This window comes from Faecalibacterium sp. PGM34 (assembly GCF_054456555.1).
In genome coordinates, this window is record NZ_CM136898.1 from 2,180,227 (window position 1) to 2,197,234 (window position 17,008).

The 17,008-nt window shown below is 60.0% G+C and carries 13 protein-coding genes; 5 read left to right on the forward strand and 8 right to left on the reverse strand.

What is annotated here, in order from left to right:
- Positions 1-97 precede the first annotated feature (97 nt).
- The 8 genes from ACXPUX_RS10435 to ACXPUX_RS10470 form a co-directional block, all read right to left on the reverse strand.
- Positions 98-1,411, reverse strand: a complete 1,314-nt coding sequence (locus tag ACXPUX_RS10435) for an HlyD family efflux transporter periplasmic adaptor subunit (protein WP_458828244.1) — start codon at positions 1,409-1,411, stop codon at positions 98-100.
- Positions 1,412-1,416: 5 nt separating this feature from the next.
- Positions 1,417-2,295 (reverse strand): tRNA (adenosine(37)-N6)-dimethylallyltransferase MiaA, encoded by an 879-nt coding sequence (gene miaA / locus ACXPUX_RS10440; RefSeq protein WP_458831225.1) that lies wholly within the window; start codon positions 2,293-2,295, stop codon positions 1,417-1,419.
- A 54-nt stretch (positions 2,296-2,349) separates the two neighbouring features.
- Positions 2,350-4,485, reverse strand: a complete 2,136-nt coding sequence (gene mutL, locus ACXPUX_RS10445) for a DNA mismatch repair endonuclease MutL (RefSeq protein WP_458828246.1) — start codon at positions 4,483-4,485, stop codon at positions 2,350-2,352.
- 36 nt (positions 4,486-4,521) lie between these two features.
- On the reverse strand, positions 4,522-7,137 hold the full coding sequence (gene mutS, locus ACXPUX_RS10450; protein ID WP_458828247.1) for a DNA mismatch repair protein MutS: 2,616 nt from the start codon (positions 7,135-7,137) through the stop codon (positions 4,522-4,524).
- A 114-nt stretch (positions 7,138-7,251) separates the two neighbouring features.
- Complete coding sequence (locus ACXPUX_RS10455) at positions 7,252-7,659, reverse strand: YlbF family regulator (RefSeq protein ID WP_458828248.1); 408 nt, start codon at positions 7,657-7,659, stop codon at positions 7,252-7,254.
- A 60-nt stretch (positions 7,660-7,719) separates the two neighbouring features.
- The gene (gene miaB / locus ACXPUX_RS10460) at positions 7,720-9,111 is read right to left on the reverse strand and encodes a tRNA (N6-isopentenyl adenosine(37)-C2)-methylthiotransferase MiaB (RefSeq protein WP_458828249.1); all 1,392 of its coding nucleotides are present in this window, start codon (positions 9,109-9,111) and stop codon (positions 7,720-7,722) included.
- A gap of 118 nt (positions 9,112-9,229) precedes the next feature.
- Positions 9,230-9,634: a Fur family transcriptional regulator gene (locus ACXPUX_RS10465; protein WP_458828251.1), complete on the reverse strand. Its 405-nt coding sequence runs from the start codon at positions 9,632-9,634 to the stop codon at positions 9,230-9,232.
- Between the two features lie 24 nt (positions 9,635-9,658).
- Positions 9,659-10,933 carry a replication-associated recombination protein A gene (locus tag ACXPUX_RS10470; protein ID WP_458828252.1) on the reverse strand — a complete coding sequence of 425 codons (1,275 nt, stop codon included), beginning with the start codon at positions 10,931-10,933 and terminating at the stop codon, positions 9,659-9,661.
- A 172-nt stretch (positions 10,934-11,105) separates the two neighbouring features.
- Here ACXPUX_RS10470 and ACXPUX_RS10475 point away from each other — a divergent pair, with 172 nt between their 5' ends.
- The 5 genes from ACXPUX_RS10475 to cas8c all read left to right on the forward strand — a co-directional run bounded on the left by ACXPUX_RS10475 (position 11,106) and on the right by cas8c (position 17,007).
- A complete protein-coding gene (locus ACXPUX_RS10475; RefSeq protein WP_458828253.1) occupies positions 11,106-11,795 on the forward strand; it encodes an endonuclease III domain-containing protein in 690 nt (229 codons plus the stop codon).
- Between the two features lie 18 nt (positions 11,796-11,813).
- On the forward strand, positions 11,814-12,140 hold the full coding sequence (locus tag ACXPUX_RS10480) for a GlsB/YeaQ/YmgE family stress response membrane protein (RefSeq protein ID WP_458828254.1): 327 nt from the start codon (positions 11,814-11,816) through the stop codon (positions 12,138-12,140).
- A 186-nt stretch (positions 12,141-12,326) separates the two neighbouring features.
- A complete protein-coding gene (cas3, locus tag ACXPUX_RS10485) occupies positions 12,327-14,489 on the forward strand; it encodes a CRISPR-associated helicase Cas3' (protein WP_458828255.1) in 2,163 nt (720 codons plus the stop codon).
- Between the two features lie 104 nt (positions 14,490-14,593).
- Positions 14,594-15,244: a type I-C CRISPR-associated protein Cas5c gene (gene cas5c, locus ACXPUX_RS10490; protein WP_458828256.1), complete on the forward strand. Its 651-nt coding sequence runs from the start codon at positions 14,594-14,596 to the stop codon at positions 15,242-15,244.
- A complete protein-coding gene (gene cas8c / locus ACXPUX_RS10495; protein WP_458828257.1) occupies positions 15,241-17,007 on the forward strand; it encodes a type I-C CRISPR-associated protein Cas8c/Csd1 in 1,767 nt (588 codons plus the stop codon). Before cas5c ends, cas8c begins: the two co-directional genes overlap by 4 nt.
- Position 17,008 lies beyond the last annotated feature (1 nt).

Here is a 17,008-nt window from a genome sequence, read left to right on the forward strand (position 1 = left end):
CTTTCATTCGGGCAGCGCCCGGCTGCCTGGCCTTCTTTGCAAAAAGAATGCAAATAGCTTTTACTATTATCTGATTTTTTGCAGCAGATGTCAATAACTACAAAAGTTTTCCGTCATATAAATTTTGTCCCGAGACGATTATTTCGTCATAAAGCCTTACCTGACTGACAGAACCGTCTGTTCCCTTGGGCAAAACAAGGATGTAATCCCCTTCTTTGACCAGCGGATGGTCGGCATCCACGGGGTCGATCTTGCAGAAGCGGGCGATGTTGCCGTATTTGACATACACGCCGGGGATGTAGTTTTCGCCCTGCGTCTCAGCCTCGGTGCCGTCCTCCTTGAGGTAGTGCACCGCTGCGGCAGGCACCCGCAGACCGGTGTTCTCGCCGGTGCTGATGCGGGCGCGGGCGTGGTTGAGGCACAGCACGTCGCCGTTGATGGAGTTGCAGCGCAGCACAAAGCGGGCAATATCCTTTTCTGCATCAATGGTCACCTCGGTGACGGTGGCACGCAAGGCGGCATCGCTCTGGCCGGGAAAGCTAATTTCCACCGCCGTGCGCAGGGGCTTGCCGTCCGAGCCCAGCAGCTTTTCGGCCTGCTTTGCCGAGCACACCCCGGCGTACTGCCAGCTGAACCCGGCCACCAGCTTGCCTACGCAGCCATCCAGCGGCATCTCGGGGCCAGAGTCCAGATAGGCCTTGAGCTGCTCCGGGCTCTGCGCCAGAATGTCCGCAGCTCCGGCGTTCAGCCGTCCGCTGCTGGCGGCCCGGACAAAGTAGCCGGTGGTGGGGGCGAGGATCTGGGTGGGGTTGCCCAGCTGTGCCTGCACGGTCTGTGCCTGCTGGGCAAGCAGCGCGATCTGATCCGCAAAACCGGCGGTATCTCCAGTGGTGATCCACAGCTTGTTCTGTGCCAACAAATAGGTATCGGCACTGCTGTCCACATCGCTGTAACGGGCGGTATCCAGCGCATCCAGCAGGTCGTACAGTGCACCGGAGCGCTCCTTGAGCAGGCCGTCCAGCTGGGTGGCTGCAGTGTTCTGAGAGCGCTGCAAAAGGTCGATCTGGCTGGTGAGCTGGGTCAGCTGCTGGCGCAGCACCGCCTGATTTGCATCGGTATACAGCTCCGCAACGGCAGTGCCCGCTGACACCCGCTCGCCGTCCGAGACAAGGTAGCCCAGATTGCCGCTGCCGGAAATGCAGGTCTCGTCAAACAGCAGCACGCCATCCGCTTCAATGGTATCGGAGATGGTGATGGGCAGCGCCGTTTCGTAGACGTTCTGGGGGAAAAGGATGTGCGCCGCCTGCCAGCAGACATACGCTGCCGCCACCAGCAAAAAGGTGGCCAGCACCACTGCCAGCGTGGTGAGCGCAGAGAGCTTGTGGCGCGGTTCCTGAGGGGTTTCCGGCATAAGGATCATCCTTTCGATAAAAAGTCTTGGGTCAGACGCAGGGCGGTCTGCCGCACGTCTGCCGCCCCGGCGTCCAGCCATGTGACCCCGTCCATGTGGCGGAACCATGTCAGCTGGCGCTTAGCATAGTTGCGGGAAGCCTGTTTGAGTTTTTCAGTACAGGCATCCAGCGCGGCGGTCTGTTCGAAATACGGGAAAAATTCTTTATAGCCGATGGCCTGTGCAGCGGTGCGGAAGGCTTCGTGGTTGCGCCAGACGTATTCCGCTTCGGCTAAAAGCCCGGTCTCCAGCATTTTGTCCACCCGCAGGTCAATGCGGCGGTACAGCGCTGCGCGGTCCGGGAAATCCAGCCCCAGCACAAGGCTGCGGTAGGGACGCTCCGGCGGCAGCGAATCGGCTTTTTGTTCGCTGAGACGCTTGCCGGTGGCGTGGTAGTGCTCCAGCGCCCGCAGCACCCGCACCTTATTATTGGGGTGGATGGCAGCGGCGGCTTCCGGGTCCACGGCTTGCAGTTTTGCGTACATGGCCTCCGGGCCGATGGCCTCCAGTTCAGCGGTCAGCTGCTCGCGCAGACCGTCTGGGGCTTTTTCGGCGGTGAAGCGCACCCCGTACAAAAGGCTCTGCACATACAGTCCGGTGCCGCCTACCAGCAGCGGCAGATGCCCCCGGGCGGTGATATCCTGAATATACTCCCCTGCCAGCGCGGTAAAATCTGCCACGCTGAAGGTTTTTTCCGGGGCGAGAATGTCCACGCCATGGTGTGGGATGCCGCAGGTCTCCTGCGGGGTGACTTTGGCGGTGCCCACATCCAGACCTTTATAGATCTGCATGGAGTCGACACTGATGACCTCGCCGGAGAACTGCTGCGCCAGCGCAACGCCCAGCGCAGTTTTGCCGGTGGCGGTGGGGCCACCACAGCCACCACGGCGGGTTTTGTATTACACGATGCGTCCAAACTGCTTTTCCAACTCCTTTCGGGTAAGCTTGAGCACGCAGGGACGGCCATGCGGGCAGAAGGGCGGCACCTCGCCGGAGAGGATCTTCTCAGCCAGTGCCATCAGTTCCTGCGGGGAGGACTTGTCCCCCGCCTTGATGGCGGCGCGGCAGGAGATGGAGTGCAGCACCCACTCGGTGTGCTCGTTCAGCGCGTCCCGGCTGCCCTTGAGCAGGCGGTCAGCGATCTCCACCAGCAAGTCCTCAGCGTTCTGCGGCTCTACGTCCGCAGGCACGGCGCGCAGCAGCACGGTGCTGCCGCCAAAGTCCGCTACATCCAGCCCGGCGTTTTCCAGCAGGGGCTGGTTTTCCAGCAGCGCCTGCTTTTCCTCTGCGGAAAGGTCGATGGCAGCGGGCTGCAACAGCAGCTGACTGGGCACGTTGCCGTAATTGGCGGCAAGCTTTTCATACAGCTGGCGCTCGTGGGCGGCATGCTTGTCAATCAGACACAGCTCGTCTCCCCGCTCTGCCAGAATATAGGTGCGGAATACCTCGCCCACATAGCGCAGCGGTTCTTCCCCCTGCGGCACATCAAAGCCCAGCTGTTCCGGCTGCGCGGGTTCTTCCGGCTGATAGGGCACCGTTGCGGCTTCGATCTCCGGGGCGGCGGGCATGGTGTTCCACGCCGCCATGTGGTCCAGCGGCGGGTCGGTTTCAGTGTCCGTTTCCGGGTGCACGTCCAACTGTGCCTCACCGGCTGCTGCCCGGAAGGACTGCGACGCAGGATGGATTTTTGTTGCGTCCGGCTTTTCGGGGCTGTGGAGGGTGACCACCGGGTCCAGAATGTCCTCCGCAGGGCCAGACTGCCGCCACGAGGGCACAGCAGCAGCCGTGCGGACAGGCTGTGCGGGCTGTATCGGCGAGGTATCTGCCGTAAAAGCCGGGGTTTTCACCGGGGCAGCGGCAGGGCGCTGCGGCTGCGGGGCTTGCCAGCGCTGCGCGGGCAGCGTACCGGGGTTCGCCTGCTCTGGAATGACGGCAGAAAGTCCTGTAAAGCGATTACTCTTTACAGTATTTTCGCTTTGTGTATCGTTTTCTTTTTCGGTTTTCTCTTTTTCGTCTGCTTCAAAGGTGAAGCGGTGTTCCCCGGTGCCGGGCTGTGCCAGCGCCAGCTTGACCGCGTGGTAAACGACATCGAACACGTCATTTTCCCGGGCAAAGCGGGCTTCGATCTTTGCAGGGTGGACATTGACGTCCACAAGGTCGGTGGGCATTTCCAGCAGCAGGATGCCGCCAGGGAACTTGCCCTGCATGGTCGTGCCCTTGAACGCCATTTCCATGCCCGCCATGATGGTGCGGTTGCGCACATAGCGGCCGTTGATGTAGAAATGCTGCATACTGCGGCTGGCGCGGCAGCTTTTGGGCGGGGTGATCAGGCCGGTGACCCGGTACATTCCCTCCTCGGCATACACCTCGATGAGGTCGCGGCTGAACTCACGCCCCAGCACCGCGTAGGCGGCGCTGCGCAGCTGACCATCACCGGGGGTGACGTATTGCAGCTTGCCTTCCCGGATGAATTTGACGCTGACCTCCGGGTGGCTGAGCGCCACGTGCCCTACGTTATCTGCCACAAAGGTGCCCTCACTGGAGTCCTTTTTGAGGAACTTCATGCGGGCGGGGGTGTTGTAGAACAGATCCTGCACCCGGATAGTGGTGCCCACGGCGCGGGCAGCAGGCTCCCTGCCCTGCTCCTCGCCGCCGGCAATGCGGTAGCAGGTGGCAAACTCGTCCACCTCGGTGCGGGTGAGCAGTTCTACCCGCGCTACGCTGGCAATGGAAGCCAGTGCCTCGCCACGGAAGCCCAGCGTATGGATGCTGTTCAGGTCATCCGGCTTTTCAATTTTGCTGGTGGCATGGCGGATGAAGGCTGTCGGGATATACTCGGCATCAATGCCGGTGCCGTTATCGCTGATCTCGATCAGTTTTACGCCGCCGGACTCGATGCTGACGGTGACCTGCGTCGCACCGGCGTCGATGGAGTTTTCCAAAAGCTCCTTGACCACCGATGCCGGGCGCTCCACCACCTCACCGGCGGCGATCAGCTCCGCAGTATGCTTATCCAGTACATGGATGACTGCCATGGTCTTTCCCTCCCTTGTGGTTACTATTTTTTATGGTCAGCCGTTCAGGCTGCCCTTGAGGGTCTTTTTCAGCTCGTACAAGAAGTTCAGCGCTTCAATGGGGGTAAGCGTTTCCACATCCACGGCTTCCAGCTTTTCCATCATCTCGCTGGGCACTGCCGGGGAATTGTACGCCTGCAAAGCGTCAAAATCCATCTGCTCCACCTTGTTTTTGGGAGCAGAGGCTTCCAGTGCGCGCAGCACCTCGTGGGCACGGCGGGTCACGCTGCCGGGCAGACCGGCCAGCTTTGCCACCTCGATGCCGTAGCTGTCATCGGCGGGGCCGCGCACGATGCGCCGCAGAAAGGTGATGTCCTCGCCGCGCTTTTTGACCGCAATATTGTAGTTTTTTACACCCTCCACGGTGCCTTCCAGTTCGGTCAGCTCGTGGTAGTGGGTGGCGAACAAGGTCTTGCAGCCCAGCCCTTTGGCGGGGTCTGCGATATGCTCCACCACGGCGCGGGCAATGCTCATGCCGTCAAAGGTGGAGGTGCCGCGGCCGATCTCGTCCAGCACCACAAGGCTTTTGGCAGTGGCGTTTTTCAAAGTTTCGGCCACCTCGGTCATCTCCACCATAAAAGTGGACTGGCCTGCGGCAAGGTCGTCCGATGCGCCGATGCGGGTGAAGATGGCGTCCACCACACCCACATGACAGCTGGCTGCCGGCACAAAGGAGCCGATCTGCGCCATCAGGGCAATAAGGGCATTCTGACGCATATAGGTGGATTTACCCGCCATGTTGGGGCCGGTGATGATGAGGCAGCGGTCGGTGGTGCAGTTGAGGGTGGTATCGTTGGGCACGAACATACTGCCCTTGAGCACCTGCTCCACCACCGGGTGACGTCCCTCGGTGATGGTCAGCACATCGCTGTCGTCCACCACAGGGCGGCAGTAGTTGTTTTCCGCAGCGACCTGCGCCAGCGCCGCCAGCACATCCAGCTGGGCAATGGCATTGGCGGTGCGCTGGATGCGGTCCAGCTGGGCACCGATGCTTTCCAGCAGCTCATCAAACAGGCGGCGTTCCAGCGAAATGAGCCGCTCGTGTGCGCCAAGGATCTTGCTTTCCAGTTCCTTCAGTTCCTGCGTGATGTACCGCTCGCCGGAGGTGAGGGTCTGCTTGCGGATATAGGTCTCCGGCACGAGGTTTTTATAGGAGTTGCTCACCTCGATGAAGTAGCCGAACACGTGGTTATAGCCGATCTTCAGCTTGGGAATGCCGGTCTCCTGCCGCAGACGAGCTTCCAGCTGCGCCAGCACGCCCTTGGTGTTATCGCGGATGGAGCGCAGCTCGTCCACCTCGGCGTGGTAACCCTTGGCGATAACGCCGCCATCCTTGAGGGTGGAGGGTGCATCCGGGTCTACTGCGGCATAAATGCGCGCCTTGATATCCTCCAGCGGGTCGATACTGGCAGCAAGTTCGGAAAGTTCCGGGCAATTGCAGCCCTCTGCCTGCTTGCGCAGGCCGGGCAGACGGTCGCAAGTCTGAGCGAGAGTGTAGATCTCCTTGGGAGTGGCTGAGCCGTACACCGTGCGGGTCATCAGGCGCTCCAGATCCGCGATGTAGTGCAATTCCTCGGTCAGGTCGCCGCGCACCATGGTCTGGCGCACCAGCGCCTCCACAGCGTTCAGGCGGTGGTTGATGAGCTGGCTGGAAATGAGCGGCTGCTCGATCCAGCTGCGCAGCATACGTTTGCCCATGGCAGTGCTGGTCTTATCCAACACCCACAGCAGGGTGCCGCGCTTTTCGCGGCCGCGCAGGGTCTCGGTCAGCTCAAGGTTTGCCCGGGTGACCGGCGAAAGCCGCATGAACTGGGCCTCGTTGTAAGTAATGACGGTCTTTAACCGCTCCACACCCTTGATCTGGGTATCGTGCAGATATTCCAGCAACGCAGCCATAGCAAACCGCACAAGACCCTCGGCGGCTATGCCGGTGGTCTGCGGCCAGTCCCGGCCAAACTGCTCTTCCAGCGCAGAAGCCACCAGCCCCGGCGCATAGCGTTCGTCCTCGACCAGCTCCACCGAGCAGCTCATGTTCTTTTTGATGTACGCGGTCACCTCGCGGCAGTCCAGCAGGCCGGGGTTCAGCAGCACCTCGCTGGGGTGGTAGCGGCATAGCTCGGTAATGACCGCCGGGGCGATCTTGTCCGCCGTCAGCTCGGTGATATGCGCCGTACCGGTGGAAACATCCGCAAAGCAAAGGCCGGCCTTTTTACCCTTGAGGTACAGGCTGGCAATGTAGTTGTTGCGGTCGTCCTGCAGCATACTGCTTTCAATGACCGTACCGGGGGTGACGACCCGGATGATATCCCGCTTGACAAGCCCCTTGGCTTTGGCGGGGTCCTCCACCTGCTCGCAGATGGCCACCTTATAGCCCTTAGCGATCAGGCGCGCCACATAGCCCTCGTAGCTGTGGAAGGGCACGCCGCACATGGGGGCGCGCTCCGCAAGGCCGCACTGCTTGCCGGTAAGGGTAAGATCCAGCTCCCGGGAGGCCGTGACGGCATCCTCGAAGAACATCTCGTAAAAATCGCCGATGCGGTAAAAAAGAATTTCGTCCTTATGTTGGTTTTTGATATCAAGATACTGCTGCATCATGGGCGAAAGCTCTGCCATGGTTTTTCCTCTTTCCCTTGTATGGTTCCGTCAGCCGGTTTGCGGGCTGTAACCGCCGGTGCAAACAAAACGCGGTCTGTATTGCACAGCCGCGTTCCGGTCAAAAAAGTTTGCTCAGTGGCAGCCGCCGCAGGTAGAACAGCTGCCGGTGCAGGAGGCAGAAGGCTCCTGCACGGTCATGGGGTCGCCGCCGTTCATGGCGGTGTTGATGATGGCATCGATATAGTTGACCAGATTCTCGCACTCGCGCTTGGCCTCGTTGTAAGCCACCATGCCCTCGTTGCCCATGATCTGGCCGTAAAGGCTGTTCACCTTCTCGTTCAGCTCAGCGATGCGGGCGTCGTTGCGCTCGTTCTTGCCGATCTCGTTGTTCAGGTCCATGCGGGCCAGATTGAACTCGCCGATCAGGTTCTGCAGCTCCTCATCCTTGTCGTTTGCTTTGCGGGCCTGATCCAGAATGACGTAGCGGGGGTCGGTCTGCAGTGCCATAGCGGCACGCTTGAAAAGATCAATGCAATCCATGATTGGGTTCTCCTTGTTGTTTTTATTCTTTCTGGGGCAGTTTGCCCCGGAATCACTTTTTTATGCTTCCACCTCGCCCAGCAGCACAGTGGCGCGGGCACCGGTAAGATGTACGGTCGCGTAGCTGCCCAGCAGTGCCGGGTCGGCGGCAAACTCCACGGTCAGGTTGTTGTCCAGCCGGCCGGAAAGGGTGCCCTCGTTGCGGCCAAAGCCCTCCACCAGCACCCGGACGGTCTGCCCTACCTGTGCCTTGACCAGTGCCATAGCGATCTCGTCCTGCGTAGCCAGCAGGCGGGTCATGCGGTCGGTCTTTTCCTTGCGGGGGGTGGGGTCCGGCATTTCGGCAGCCTTGGTGCCGGTGCGCTTGGAGTAGATAAAGGTGAACAGCTGCATATAGCCCACCTTGCGCACCAGTTCCAGCGTTTTTACAAAGTCCTCCTCGGTCTCGCCGGGGAAGCCCACGATGATATCGCTGGAGAAGGTGATGCCGGGCACGGTCTTGCGGGCGTAGTCGATGAGCTCCAGATACTGCTCCACCGTATAGTGGCGGTTCATCTGCTGCAAAAGCCGGTCGGAGCCGCACTGCACCGGCAGATGCAGGTGCTTGCACAGCTTCGGCTGGGCGGCGATGGTATCAATGAGCTTATGGCTGGCGTCCTTGGGGTGGCTGGTCATAAAGCGGATGTGATAATCGCCGGGCACGGTGCACAGCAGGTTGAGCAAATCGGAGAAATCGATCTGCTCTTCCAGCCCCTTGCCGTAGCTGTTCACGTTCTGACCCAGCAGGGTGATCTCCTTATAGCCCGCTTCCACAAGGCTGCGGAACTCGGCAAGGATATCACCGGGCTTGCGGCTCTTCTCGCGGCCGCGGACGTAGGGCACGATACAGTAGGTGCAGAAGTTGTCGCAGCCGTACATGATGGGCAGCCATGCGCGGAACTCGCTCTCGCGCCGGATGGGAATGTTCTCCACGATGACCGGACGCTGTGCGGGGTCCAGCAGCACCCGCTTATGCTTTTGCAGCTTCTGTGCCACCAGCTGCGGCAGGGTGTCGATGCCGTCCACGCCGAACACCAGATCCACATAGGGGTAGCTCTTGCGCAGCTTTTCCACAACGTGCTTCTGGTTGGCCATACAGCCGCACAGGCCGATGATGAGGCCGGGCTTTTTCTCCTTGAGCCCCTTCAGCGCACCCACGTTTCCGAACACCCGCTGCTCGGCGTGCTCGCGCACGGCGCAGGTGTTGAACAAAATCAGGTCGGCATCCTCGGGTTTATCGCACAGGCCGTAGCCGATATCCACCAGCACGCCCTTGATGCGCTCGCCGTCGTTGACGTTCTGCTGACAGCCGTAGCTGTGCACAAAGGCCAGCGGCGGGGTGTCGTAGGTCTGCCGCACCAGCTCGGCGGCAACGGCATTATGTTCAAAGTTAATGTATTCCAAAAAAACCATCCTTCTCCGCCGGGCAGGGTAGCCCCATGCGGCGAAACTCTATTTTCTGCTATTTTATAAAAGACACTCTTTAGTATACCCTGTTTGGCCGCTGCGGGCAAGAGGGAACGCGCAAATTTTATGCCTGTTTGACCGCTGCCGCCTCTGCATCCTGCTTGCGGCAGCACTCTTCGCACACGCCAAGCAGCACCATGGCGCAGTCCTGCACCCTGCCCTTCTGGTTTTTGACCAGTTCCATCACCTGTTTTCCGTCCACATCTGCATCGGTCACGCCGCCGCAGACGGTGCAGTACAGGTGGCTGTGCCACAGCAGGGTATGGTCAAAGCGGTCTGCCTTGCCGGGGATGGATACCCGGCGCACCCGCCCAGCCTCCACCAGACTGTTCAGGTTGCGGTATACGGTGCCAAGGCTCAGGTTCGGGCACTCCTGTGCGGCTTTATCGTAGATTTCCTCCGCAGTCGGGTGGTCGCACAGCCGCTCCACCGCCTGCATGACAAGCTCCCGCTGTTTTGAGTAACGCATATCCATCCTCCTTTTTCACACAGTTCAGACGTTTTCTTCCCCTTTGATCTTTGCCCAGTACGCCCGGGCGGCCTGCTCGGTCTTGTTGTCGCCAAAGGTGTAGTATTTGGTATCCTTCAGCACATCCGGCAGATACTGCTGCTGTACCCAGTGGTTTGCGTAGCTGTGGGCATATTTGTAGTTCTGCCCTTTTACCAGCGCATCCTCGCCGTCAAAGTGCTTGTTTTGCAGCTGGCGCGGGATGGGACCGGTGCGCCCGGCCTGTACGTCCGCAATGGCTGCGTTGATAGCATCGTGGGCGCTGTTGGATTTGGGGCTGGTGGCCACCAGAATCACCGCATCCGCAAGCGGCAGACGCGCCTCCGGCAGACCCACCATATTGGCGGCGTCCACCGCCGCCTTGACGATGGGGATGATCTGCGGATAGGCAAGCCCCACATCCTCGCAGGCACACACCATCAACCGGCGGCAAGCAGAGGGCAGGTCTCCCGCTTCCAGCAGGCGTGCCAGATAGTGCAGCGCCGCGTCCGGGTCAGAGCCGCGCATGGACTTCTGGTAGGCAGAAACGATGTCGTAGTGGTCATCGCCCTCCCGGTCGTAGCGCATGGCGGTGCGGCGGGTGACCTGCCGGATCATATCCAAGGTGATGCGCTTTTCTCCGTTTTCCACGGGCGCTGCCGTGACTGCAAAGTCCAGACAGCCCAGCGCCTTGCGCAGATCGCCGCCGGCGCTTTCGGCCAGATAGGCACAGGCATTCTCGTCCATGCACACCGGCACCTGTTCCCCTTCGGAAAGGCGCTGCACGGCATTGCGCACCCCGCGCTCCACATCCGCTGCGGCAAGGGGCTTGAACTCAAACACCGTGCAGCGGGAAAGCAGGGCGTTATAGATGTAGAAATAGGGGTTCTCGGTGGTGGACGCGATCAGGGTAACGCTGCCGTCCTCGATACACTCCAAAAGGCTCTGCTGCTGCTTTTTGTTCAGGTACTGGATCTCGTCCAGATACAGCAGAATGCCGCCCGCCGCTGCCAGCGTGCCGATATCCTTGAGCACCGCCTTGATATCCCCGGTACCGCAGGAGGTGCCGTTGAGCTTGTGCAGGGTCATGCCGCTGTTCTCGGCAATAATGCGTGCCACCGTGGTCTTTCCGGTGCCGGAGGGGCCGTAAAAGATCATGTTAGGGATGCGCCCGCTCTCGATGGTGCGGCGGAACACCTGTCCCGGAGCCAGCAGATGCTGCTGCCCGCACACATCCGCCAGCGTTTTGGGACGCAGGCGCTGCGCAAGTGGTTCATTCATGGTGGTTTCTCCTTCCCTGCCTGCAAGGCACTTTTTATATAGTATAGCGCATTTAGAAAAGGAGAACAAGGGCTTTTCTGAAAATCATTCTCAGATAATGTCCTGCAAACATTTACAAATCCTGTCAAACATGGTATGATTCAGGTATTCCCTTTCAAAGGAGGTTTGTCCCATGCCGGTAAGAAAAAAAGAACCGGAGGACCTTGCCGCAAAAAAGGAGCTGGCGCTGGAGGTCATCCGGCGTCTCAAGGCCGAATACCCGGATGCAGGGTGCACGCTGGACTACGACCACGCGTGGCAGCTGCTGGTCAGTGTGCGGCTGGCCGCCCAGTGCACGGATGCCCGGGTGAACATTGTGGTGGAGGAGTTGTTTGCCAAATACCCAAGCGTAGCCGCGCTGGCTGCCGCCGAACCGGAGGACATTGAAGCCATCGTCAAGCCCTGCGGGCTGGGGCACTCCAAGGCGCGGGATATCTCGGCCTGTATGCGGATGCTGCGGGACAAGTACGACTGCCGGGTGCCCGACACTTTTGACGAATTGCTTGCCCTGCCCGGCGTGGGGCGCAAGAGTGCAAACCTGATCATGGGGGATGTGTTCGGCAAGCCCGCCATCGTCACCGACACCCACTGCATCCGGCTGTGCAATAAGATCGGCCTTGTGGACGGCATCAAGGAGCCGCAGAAGGTGGAGATGGCCTTGTGGAAGATCATCCCGCCGGAAGAAGGCAGCGACCTTTGCCACCGCTTTGTGATGCACGGCCGCGCGGTGTGCAACGCCCGCAAGCCGGAATGCGAAAAATGCTGTTTGAAGGACATCTGCCGCGCCGCCCGTGAAGCCGCCGGGCAGCAGGCAGAACTGTAACTTTAGGAGGTATAACCTATGATCACTTTAACCGTTTTGCTTATCGTCGCCCTGCTGTGTGTGCTGGTGGGCTGTCTGACCGGCCTGCTGACGCTGGTAGGCGTGCTGGCTTCCCTTTTTGTGGGCGTACTGGTGGGTGCACTGGCCGGATATCTGGCCGGGCGCTTCATGGGCACAGAAACCTCCCTTGGCCGCAACATCCTGATGGGCGTGCTGGGCAGCTTTGTGGGCGAGTTTTTGTTCGGCCTGCTGGGCATCCATGCTTCCGGCAGCTTTTCTTCCTTTGCCATCTCGGTAGTTGGTGCCTGCATCTGCATCTGGATCGGGCAGAAGCTCTCCAAGTAATCGTTTTATAGCAATATACCGCCGCATTCTGCAGCCGGAGTTTCCGGGCAGGGTGCGGCGGCTTTTTTTATGGGTGTTCTGCCGGATAATCCCTCGCCCGAGCTGTGTAAACCGCCAAACTTTCTGCCAATTCTTGACAGACATTCCCTGCCGTTGTATCGTTGACCCAGAAACGGAGGGTTCAACATGGACAAAGCGCTTGCACATATTTCCGAGGACGGAACCCGCACCCAGACCGTCTACGAGCATCTTTCCGGCACAGCACGCCTTGCCGGAGCTTTTGCCGCACCCTTTGGCGCTGCGCAGGAGGCTGCATACACCGCATGGCTGCATGATATCGGCAAGTACAGTGCAGCTTTCCAGCAGCGGCTGGCGGGCGGTGCTGCAACCGACCACTCGACCGCCGGTGCACAGGAAGCGATGAAGGGCTGTACACCCCACATTCAGGCCGCCTTTGCCGTAGCCGGGCACCACACCGGTCTGCCGGATGGCGGCAACCGAAGGACAGCCGATGCCGCTGACGCTACCCTCTTTGGGCGACTGAAAAAGCCGGTGGAGCCTTACGATGGCTGGCGGGAGGTCACCTTGCCCCAGAGCGCCCCGCCGGACTGGGCAAACCGCGACCCGCTGGATTTTGCATTCTTCACCCGGATGCTCTACTCCTGTCTTGTGGACGCGGATTTTATCGACACCGAAACTTTTATGAACGGGCAGGCCGCGCCCCGGGGTAACAGCACCGCGCTATCTTCTCTGCTGGAAAAGGTGCGCGCCAAGGCGGCTGGCTATCTTGCGGTGCAAAGCACCGCGCCGGTAAGCTGCCAGCGCAATGCTGTGCTGCGGGCCTGCATGGAAAAAGGTGCCCACGGCGCACCGGGTCTGTATACTCTTACCGTGCCCACCGGCGGCGGCAAGACCTTTGCCTCCCTTGCCTTTGCGCTGGAACAGGCCGCCGCGCAGGGCATGAAACGAGTGATCTACGTTATTCCGTATATGTCCATCATCGACCAGACTGCCGCTGTTTTTGCAGACCTTCTGGGCGCAGAAAATGTACTGGCGGATTACTCCTGCGCGGACTACAAAAGCCTTGAACAGGAAAAGTTGGCCCCGGCACAGTACCGCCAGCTGCTGGCCAGCGAAAACTGGGATGCACCTGTTGTGGTGACCACCGCCGTGCAGTTTTTTGAATCGCTGTACGCCAACCGCAGCAGCCGCTGCCGCAAGCTGCACAACATCGCGGACAGCGTGATCATCTTTGACGAAGCGCAGACCCTGCCCACCAGTTATCTGCTGCCCTGCGTCAGTGCTATTGCGCAGCTGGTACGGCATTACCACACCACCGCCGTGTTATGCACCGCCACCCAGCCCGCATTAGAGCCCTATTTCCGGCAGTTTGCGCCGGAGCTGCCCTTGCAGGAGATCGTGTCGGACACTGCCGCGCTGTACACTACCCTGCGCCGCACCACCCTTTGCGACGCCGGAGAGCTGACGCAGGAGGCGCTGACTGCGCAGCTTTGCGCACTGCCGCAGGTGCTGTGCGTGGTGAACCGGCGCAAAACGGCGCAGGAAGTGTACGCCGCCTTGCCCACCGAGGGCAGCTACTGCCTGACCACCCTGCTATGCGCCGCAGACCGCCGCCGTCAGCTGGCAGAGATCCGGCAGCGGCTGCGGGAGGGGCTGCCTTGCCGGGTGGTGTCCACCTCGCTGATCGAAGCCGGTGTGGACGTGGATTTCCCCGCCGCATACCGGGAGCAGTGCGGGCTGGATTCCCTTTTACAGACCGCCGGGCGCTGCAACCGGGAGGGACACCGCAGCGCAGAAGAGAGCTTAGTATACCGTTTTAAGCTGGAGGGCTGCGGCGTCCCGCAGATGCTGCGCCAGAACGTACACGCCATGCAGTACGCAGCAGACTGCACCGCAGCGCTGGACAGCCCGGAGGCGGTCAGGGCTTATTTTAAGGAGCTGTATTTTGCGCGGGGCGAGGCCGCACTGGACACCAGCGGCATTCTGGATGCCCTGCGCAAGGGGATCTCGGGCTGCATTTTCCCGTTTGCACAGGTGGCAGAGCAGTTCCATCTGATCGAAGCCCCCACCCGCACCGTTTACCTGCCTGTTGGCGAAGGCAAAGCCCTTTGCGACCAGCTGCGCAGCGGAACTGTGAGCCGCGCACTTTACCGTAAGCTGGGCGCTTACAGCGTAGCCTGTTATGCCCAGCAGTTTCAGGCATTGAGGGACGCTGGGGCGCTGGTTCCACTGCCCAACGGCAGCACTATCCTGACCGACAGCACCCTGTACGATGCCAAGACCGGGCTTTCCATGGATGTGGAGACCGGAAAAGGCTTGTTTTTCTGACAAAAAAGCAGAAAAATGGCAAAGAAAATATGCAAAAGTCCTTTTTATAACACTTTAGAAGCAGTATTATAAATACAGACTAAATTTGAAAGGAGGTGGTGTTCATGTCCATGTTGATCGAGGTCTGGGGCGACTACGCCTGCTTTTCAAGACCCGAGATGAAAACCGAGCGTGTATCCTACGACATCATAACGCCCTCGGCGGCGCGCGGGCTGGTGGAGGCAATCTACTGGCACCCGGGCATGAAGTACCATATCGACCGCATCTATCTGCTCAAGCCGGTGCAGTTTGCCAGCATCCGGCGCAATGAGGTCAAGGCTACCCTGCTGTCCTCCGCGGCGCTCAGTGCAGCCAAGGGCGGCGAGGTGCCCATGCTGTGCACGGCAGAGAATATCCAGCAGCGGGCAGCGCTGGTGCTGCAGGATGTGCACTACGTTATCGAATGCCATTTTACCATGACCGAAAAAGCCGCACCCGGCGATAACCCGGGCAAATTTCAGGATATCCTGCGGCGGCGGCTGAAGAAGGGGCAGTGCTATCACCAGCCCTGCTTCGGCTGCCGGGAGTTTCCGGCAAACTTCCGGGAATGGCACGGCAGCGCCGAGGAGATCCCCGCACTGCCGCTCACGCAGGATCTGGGCTTTATGCTGTATGATCTGGACTACTCCGACCCGGAAAATATCCACTCCCAGTTTTTCCGGGCAAAGCTGGAAAACGGCGTGCTGGACTGCCGGGATGTGGAGGTGTTTACATGATCTTACAGGCACTTACCGCCTATTACGAGCAGCTTGTCCGGCAGGGCAAGCTTTCTGCCCCCGGCTGGGACGACAGCTTTAAGGTGAGCTACGAGCTGCGTTTGAACGATGCCGGGCAGCTGGTTAGGGTCGTTCCCCTTCTCACCGAAAAGACCGTGGGCAAAAAGACAGTCCTTGCCCCGCGTGCAATGCGCGTACCGGCACACGTCAAGCGCACGGCCGGTGTTTCGGCAAACCTGCTGTGCGATAATTCCTCCTATCTGTTGGGCGCAGACGAAAAAGGCAAGCCGGAGCGTGCAAAGCAGTGCTTCGATGCCTGTGCGGCGCTGCACCACAGGCTGTTGGACGATGTCGATAGCCCCGCAGCCCGGGCGATCCTTGCTTATTTTGACCGCTGGGATCCGGCGCAGGCTGCCACGCATCCCCTATTGGCTGAGCAGTGGAAGGAGATCACAGGCAACGCCAACCTGATCTTCGGCTACGAGGCCGCCGACCACAGCCACAGTTTCGTCAACGACGACCCTGCCATTCAGAACGCATGGCAGGCGCACTACAACGACCGCTCTGCAGGTGCAGACACGGTACAGTGCCTGATCACCGGTAAGCAAGCGCCTGCTGCACTGGTGCACCCGTCCATCATGGGAGTACAGGGTGCGCAGAGTTCCGGCGCGGCACTGGTGTCCTTCAACGCGCCCGCCTTTTGCTCCTACGGCCACGAGCAGGGCGAGAACGCCCCCATGAGTGAGTATGCAGCCTTTGCCTATACCACTGCGCTGAACCGCCTGCTTGCTGACCGCGACCACTGCAAGCACGTTGGCGATACCACCATTTTGTGCTGGGCAGAAAACGCAGAGCCGGTCTATCAGGATGCCATGAGTATGTTCCTGTTTGGCGCAGATGAAGCCGCAGGCATTCAGGAAAGTGATGTACAGGCTGCGCTCAAACGTCTGTCTGCCGGGCAGACAGTGCCTTTTCTGGAAAAAGAGCTTTCGCCCGACCAGCACTTTTATCTATTGGGACTGGCACCCAACGCTTCCCGCCTGTCGGTGCGGTTCTTTTTGCGGGACACCTTCGGCAGCTTTGCGCAAAACCTGCAAAAGCACGCCGAGGAAATGGCAATCGACTGCTCGGAAAAAGAAAAGTTCCGCACCCTGCCCATCTGGGCTGTGGTAAACGAGACCACCCGCACCGTGCCCGGACAGCCCGCAAAGCCGTCCCCGCAGCTGGCAGGCGACCTGCTGCGCGCCGTGCTGACCGGCGGGCGTTACCCCGCTACCCTATTGAACGGTGTGACCCTGCGCATCCGTGCCGAGCAGGCCGTGACCCGCGGCCGGGCTGCTGTGATCAAAGCATATTACCTGCGTAATTACCCTACCGAGCTGAACAAGGAGGTCTATACTGTGAGCCTGAACGAAACCACCAATGTCCCCTATCTTCTGGGGCGGCTGTTCTCTGTGCTGGAGGCTGTGCAAAAATCTGCCAACCCCGGCATCAACACCACCATCAAGGACCGGTATTTCAATGCCGCCTGTGCCACGCCGGGCATGGCCTTCCCCACCCTGCTGCGGCTGAGCCAGAAGCATCTGCACAAGCTGAACGACGGCCTTGCCACCTACTACGATAGTCAGATCACCGAACTGATGGCGCAGCTGCCGGAAAGCGGTTTCCCCGCTCGGCTCAGCCTGCCGGATCAGGGCAAATTTGCCATCGGTTACTACCATCAGACCCAGAAACGCTTTACCAAAAAGAACGAGGAGGAATAAA

Bases quoted from the DNA above. Each gene is read 5' to 3' on its own strand.
- ACXPUX_RS10435 (WP_458828244.1), bottom strand. From the start codon at position 1,411: ATGCCGGAAACCCCTCAGGAACCGCGCCACAAGCTCTCTGCGCTCACC.
- mutL (WP_458828246.1), bottom strand. From the start codon at position 4,485: ATGGCAGTCATCCATGTACTGGATAAGCATACTGCGGAGCTGATCGCC.
- mutS (WP_458828247.1), bottom strand. From the start codon at position 7,137: ATGGCAGAGCTTTCGCCCATGATGCAGCAGTATCTTGATATCAAAAAC.
- ACXPUX_RS10455 (WP_458828248.1), bottom strand. From the start codon at position 7,659: ATGGATTGCATTGATCTTTTCAAGCGTGCCGCTATGGCACTGCAGACC.
- miaB (WP_458828249.1), bottom strand. From the start codon at position 9,111: ATGGTTTTTTTGGAATACATTAACTTTGAACATAATGCCGTTGCCGCC.
- ACXPUX_RS10465 (WP_458828251.1), bottom strand. From the start codon at position 9,634: ATGCGTTACTCAAAACAGCGGGAGCTTGTCATGCAGGCGGTGGAGCGG.
- ACXPUX_RS10470 (WP_458828252.1), bottom strand. From the start codon at position 10,933: ATGAATGAACCACTTGCGCAGCGCCTGCGTCCCAAAACGCTGGCGGAT.
- ACXPUX_RS10475 (WP_458828253.1), top strand. From the start codon at position 11,106: ATGCCGGTAAGAAAAAAAGAACCGGAGGACCTTGCCGCAAAAAAGGAG.
- ACXPUX_RS10480 (WP_458828254.1), top strand. From the start codon at position 11,814: ATGATCACTTTAACCGTTTTGCTTATCGTCGCCCTGCTGTGTGTGCTG.
- cas3 (WP_458828255.1), top strand. From the start codon at position 12,327: ATGGACAAAGCGCTTGCACATATTTCCGAGGACGGAACCCGCACCCAG.
- cas5c (WP_458828256.1), top strand. From the start codon at position 14,594: ATGTCCATGTTGATCGAGGTCTGGGGCGACTACGCCTGCTTTTCAAGA.
- cas8c (WP_458828257.1), top strand. From the start codon at position 15,241: ATGATCTTACAGGCACTTACCGCCTATTACGAGCAGCTTGTCCGGCAG.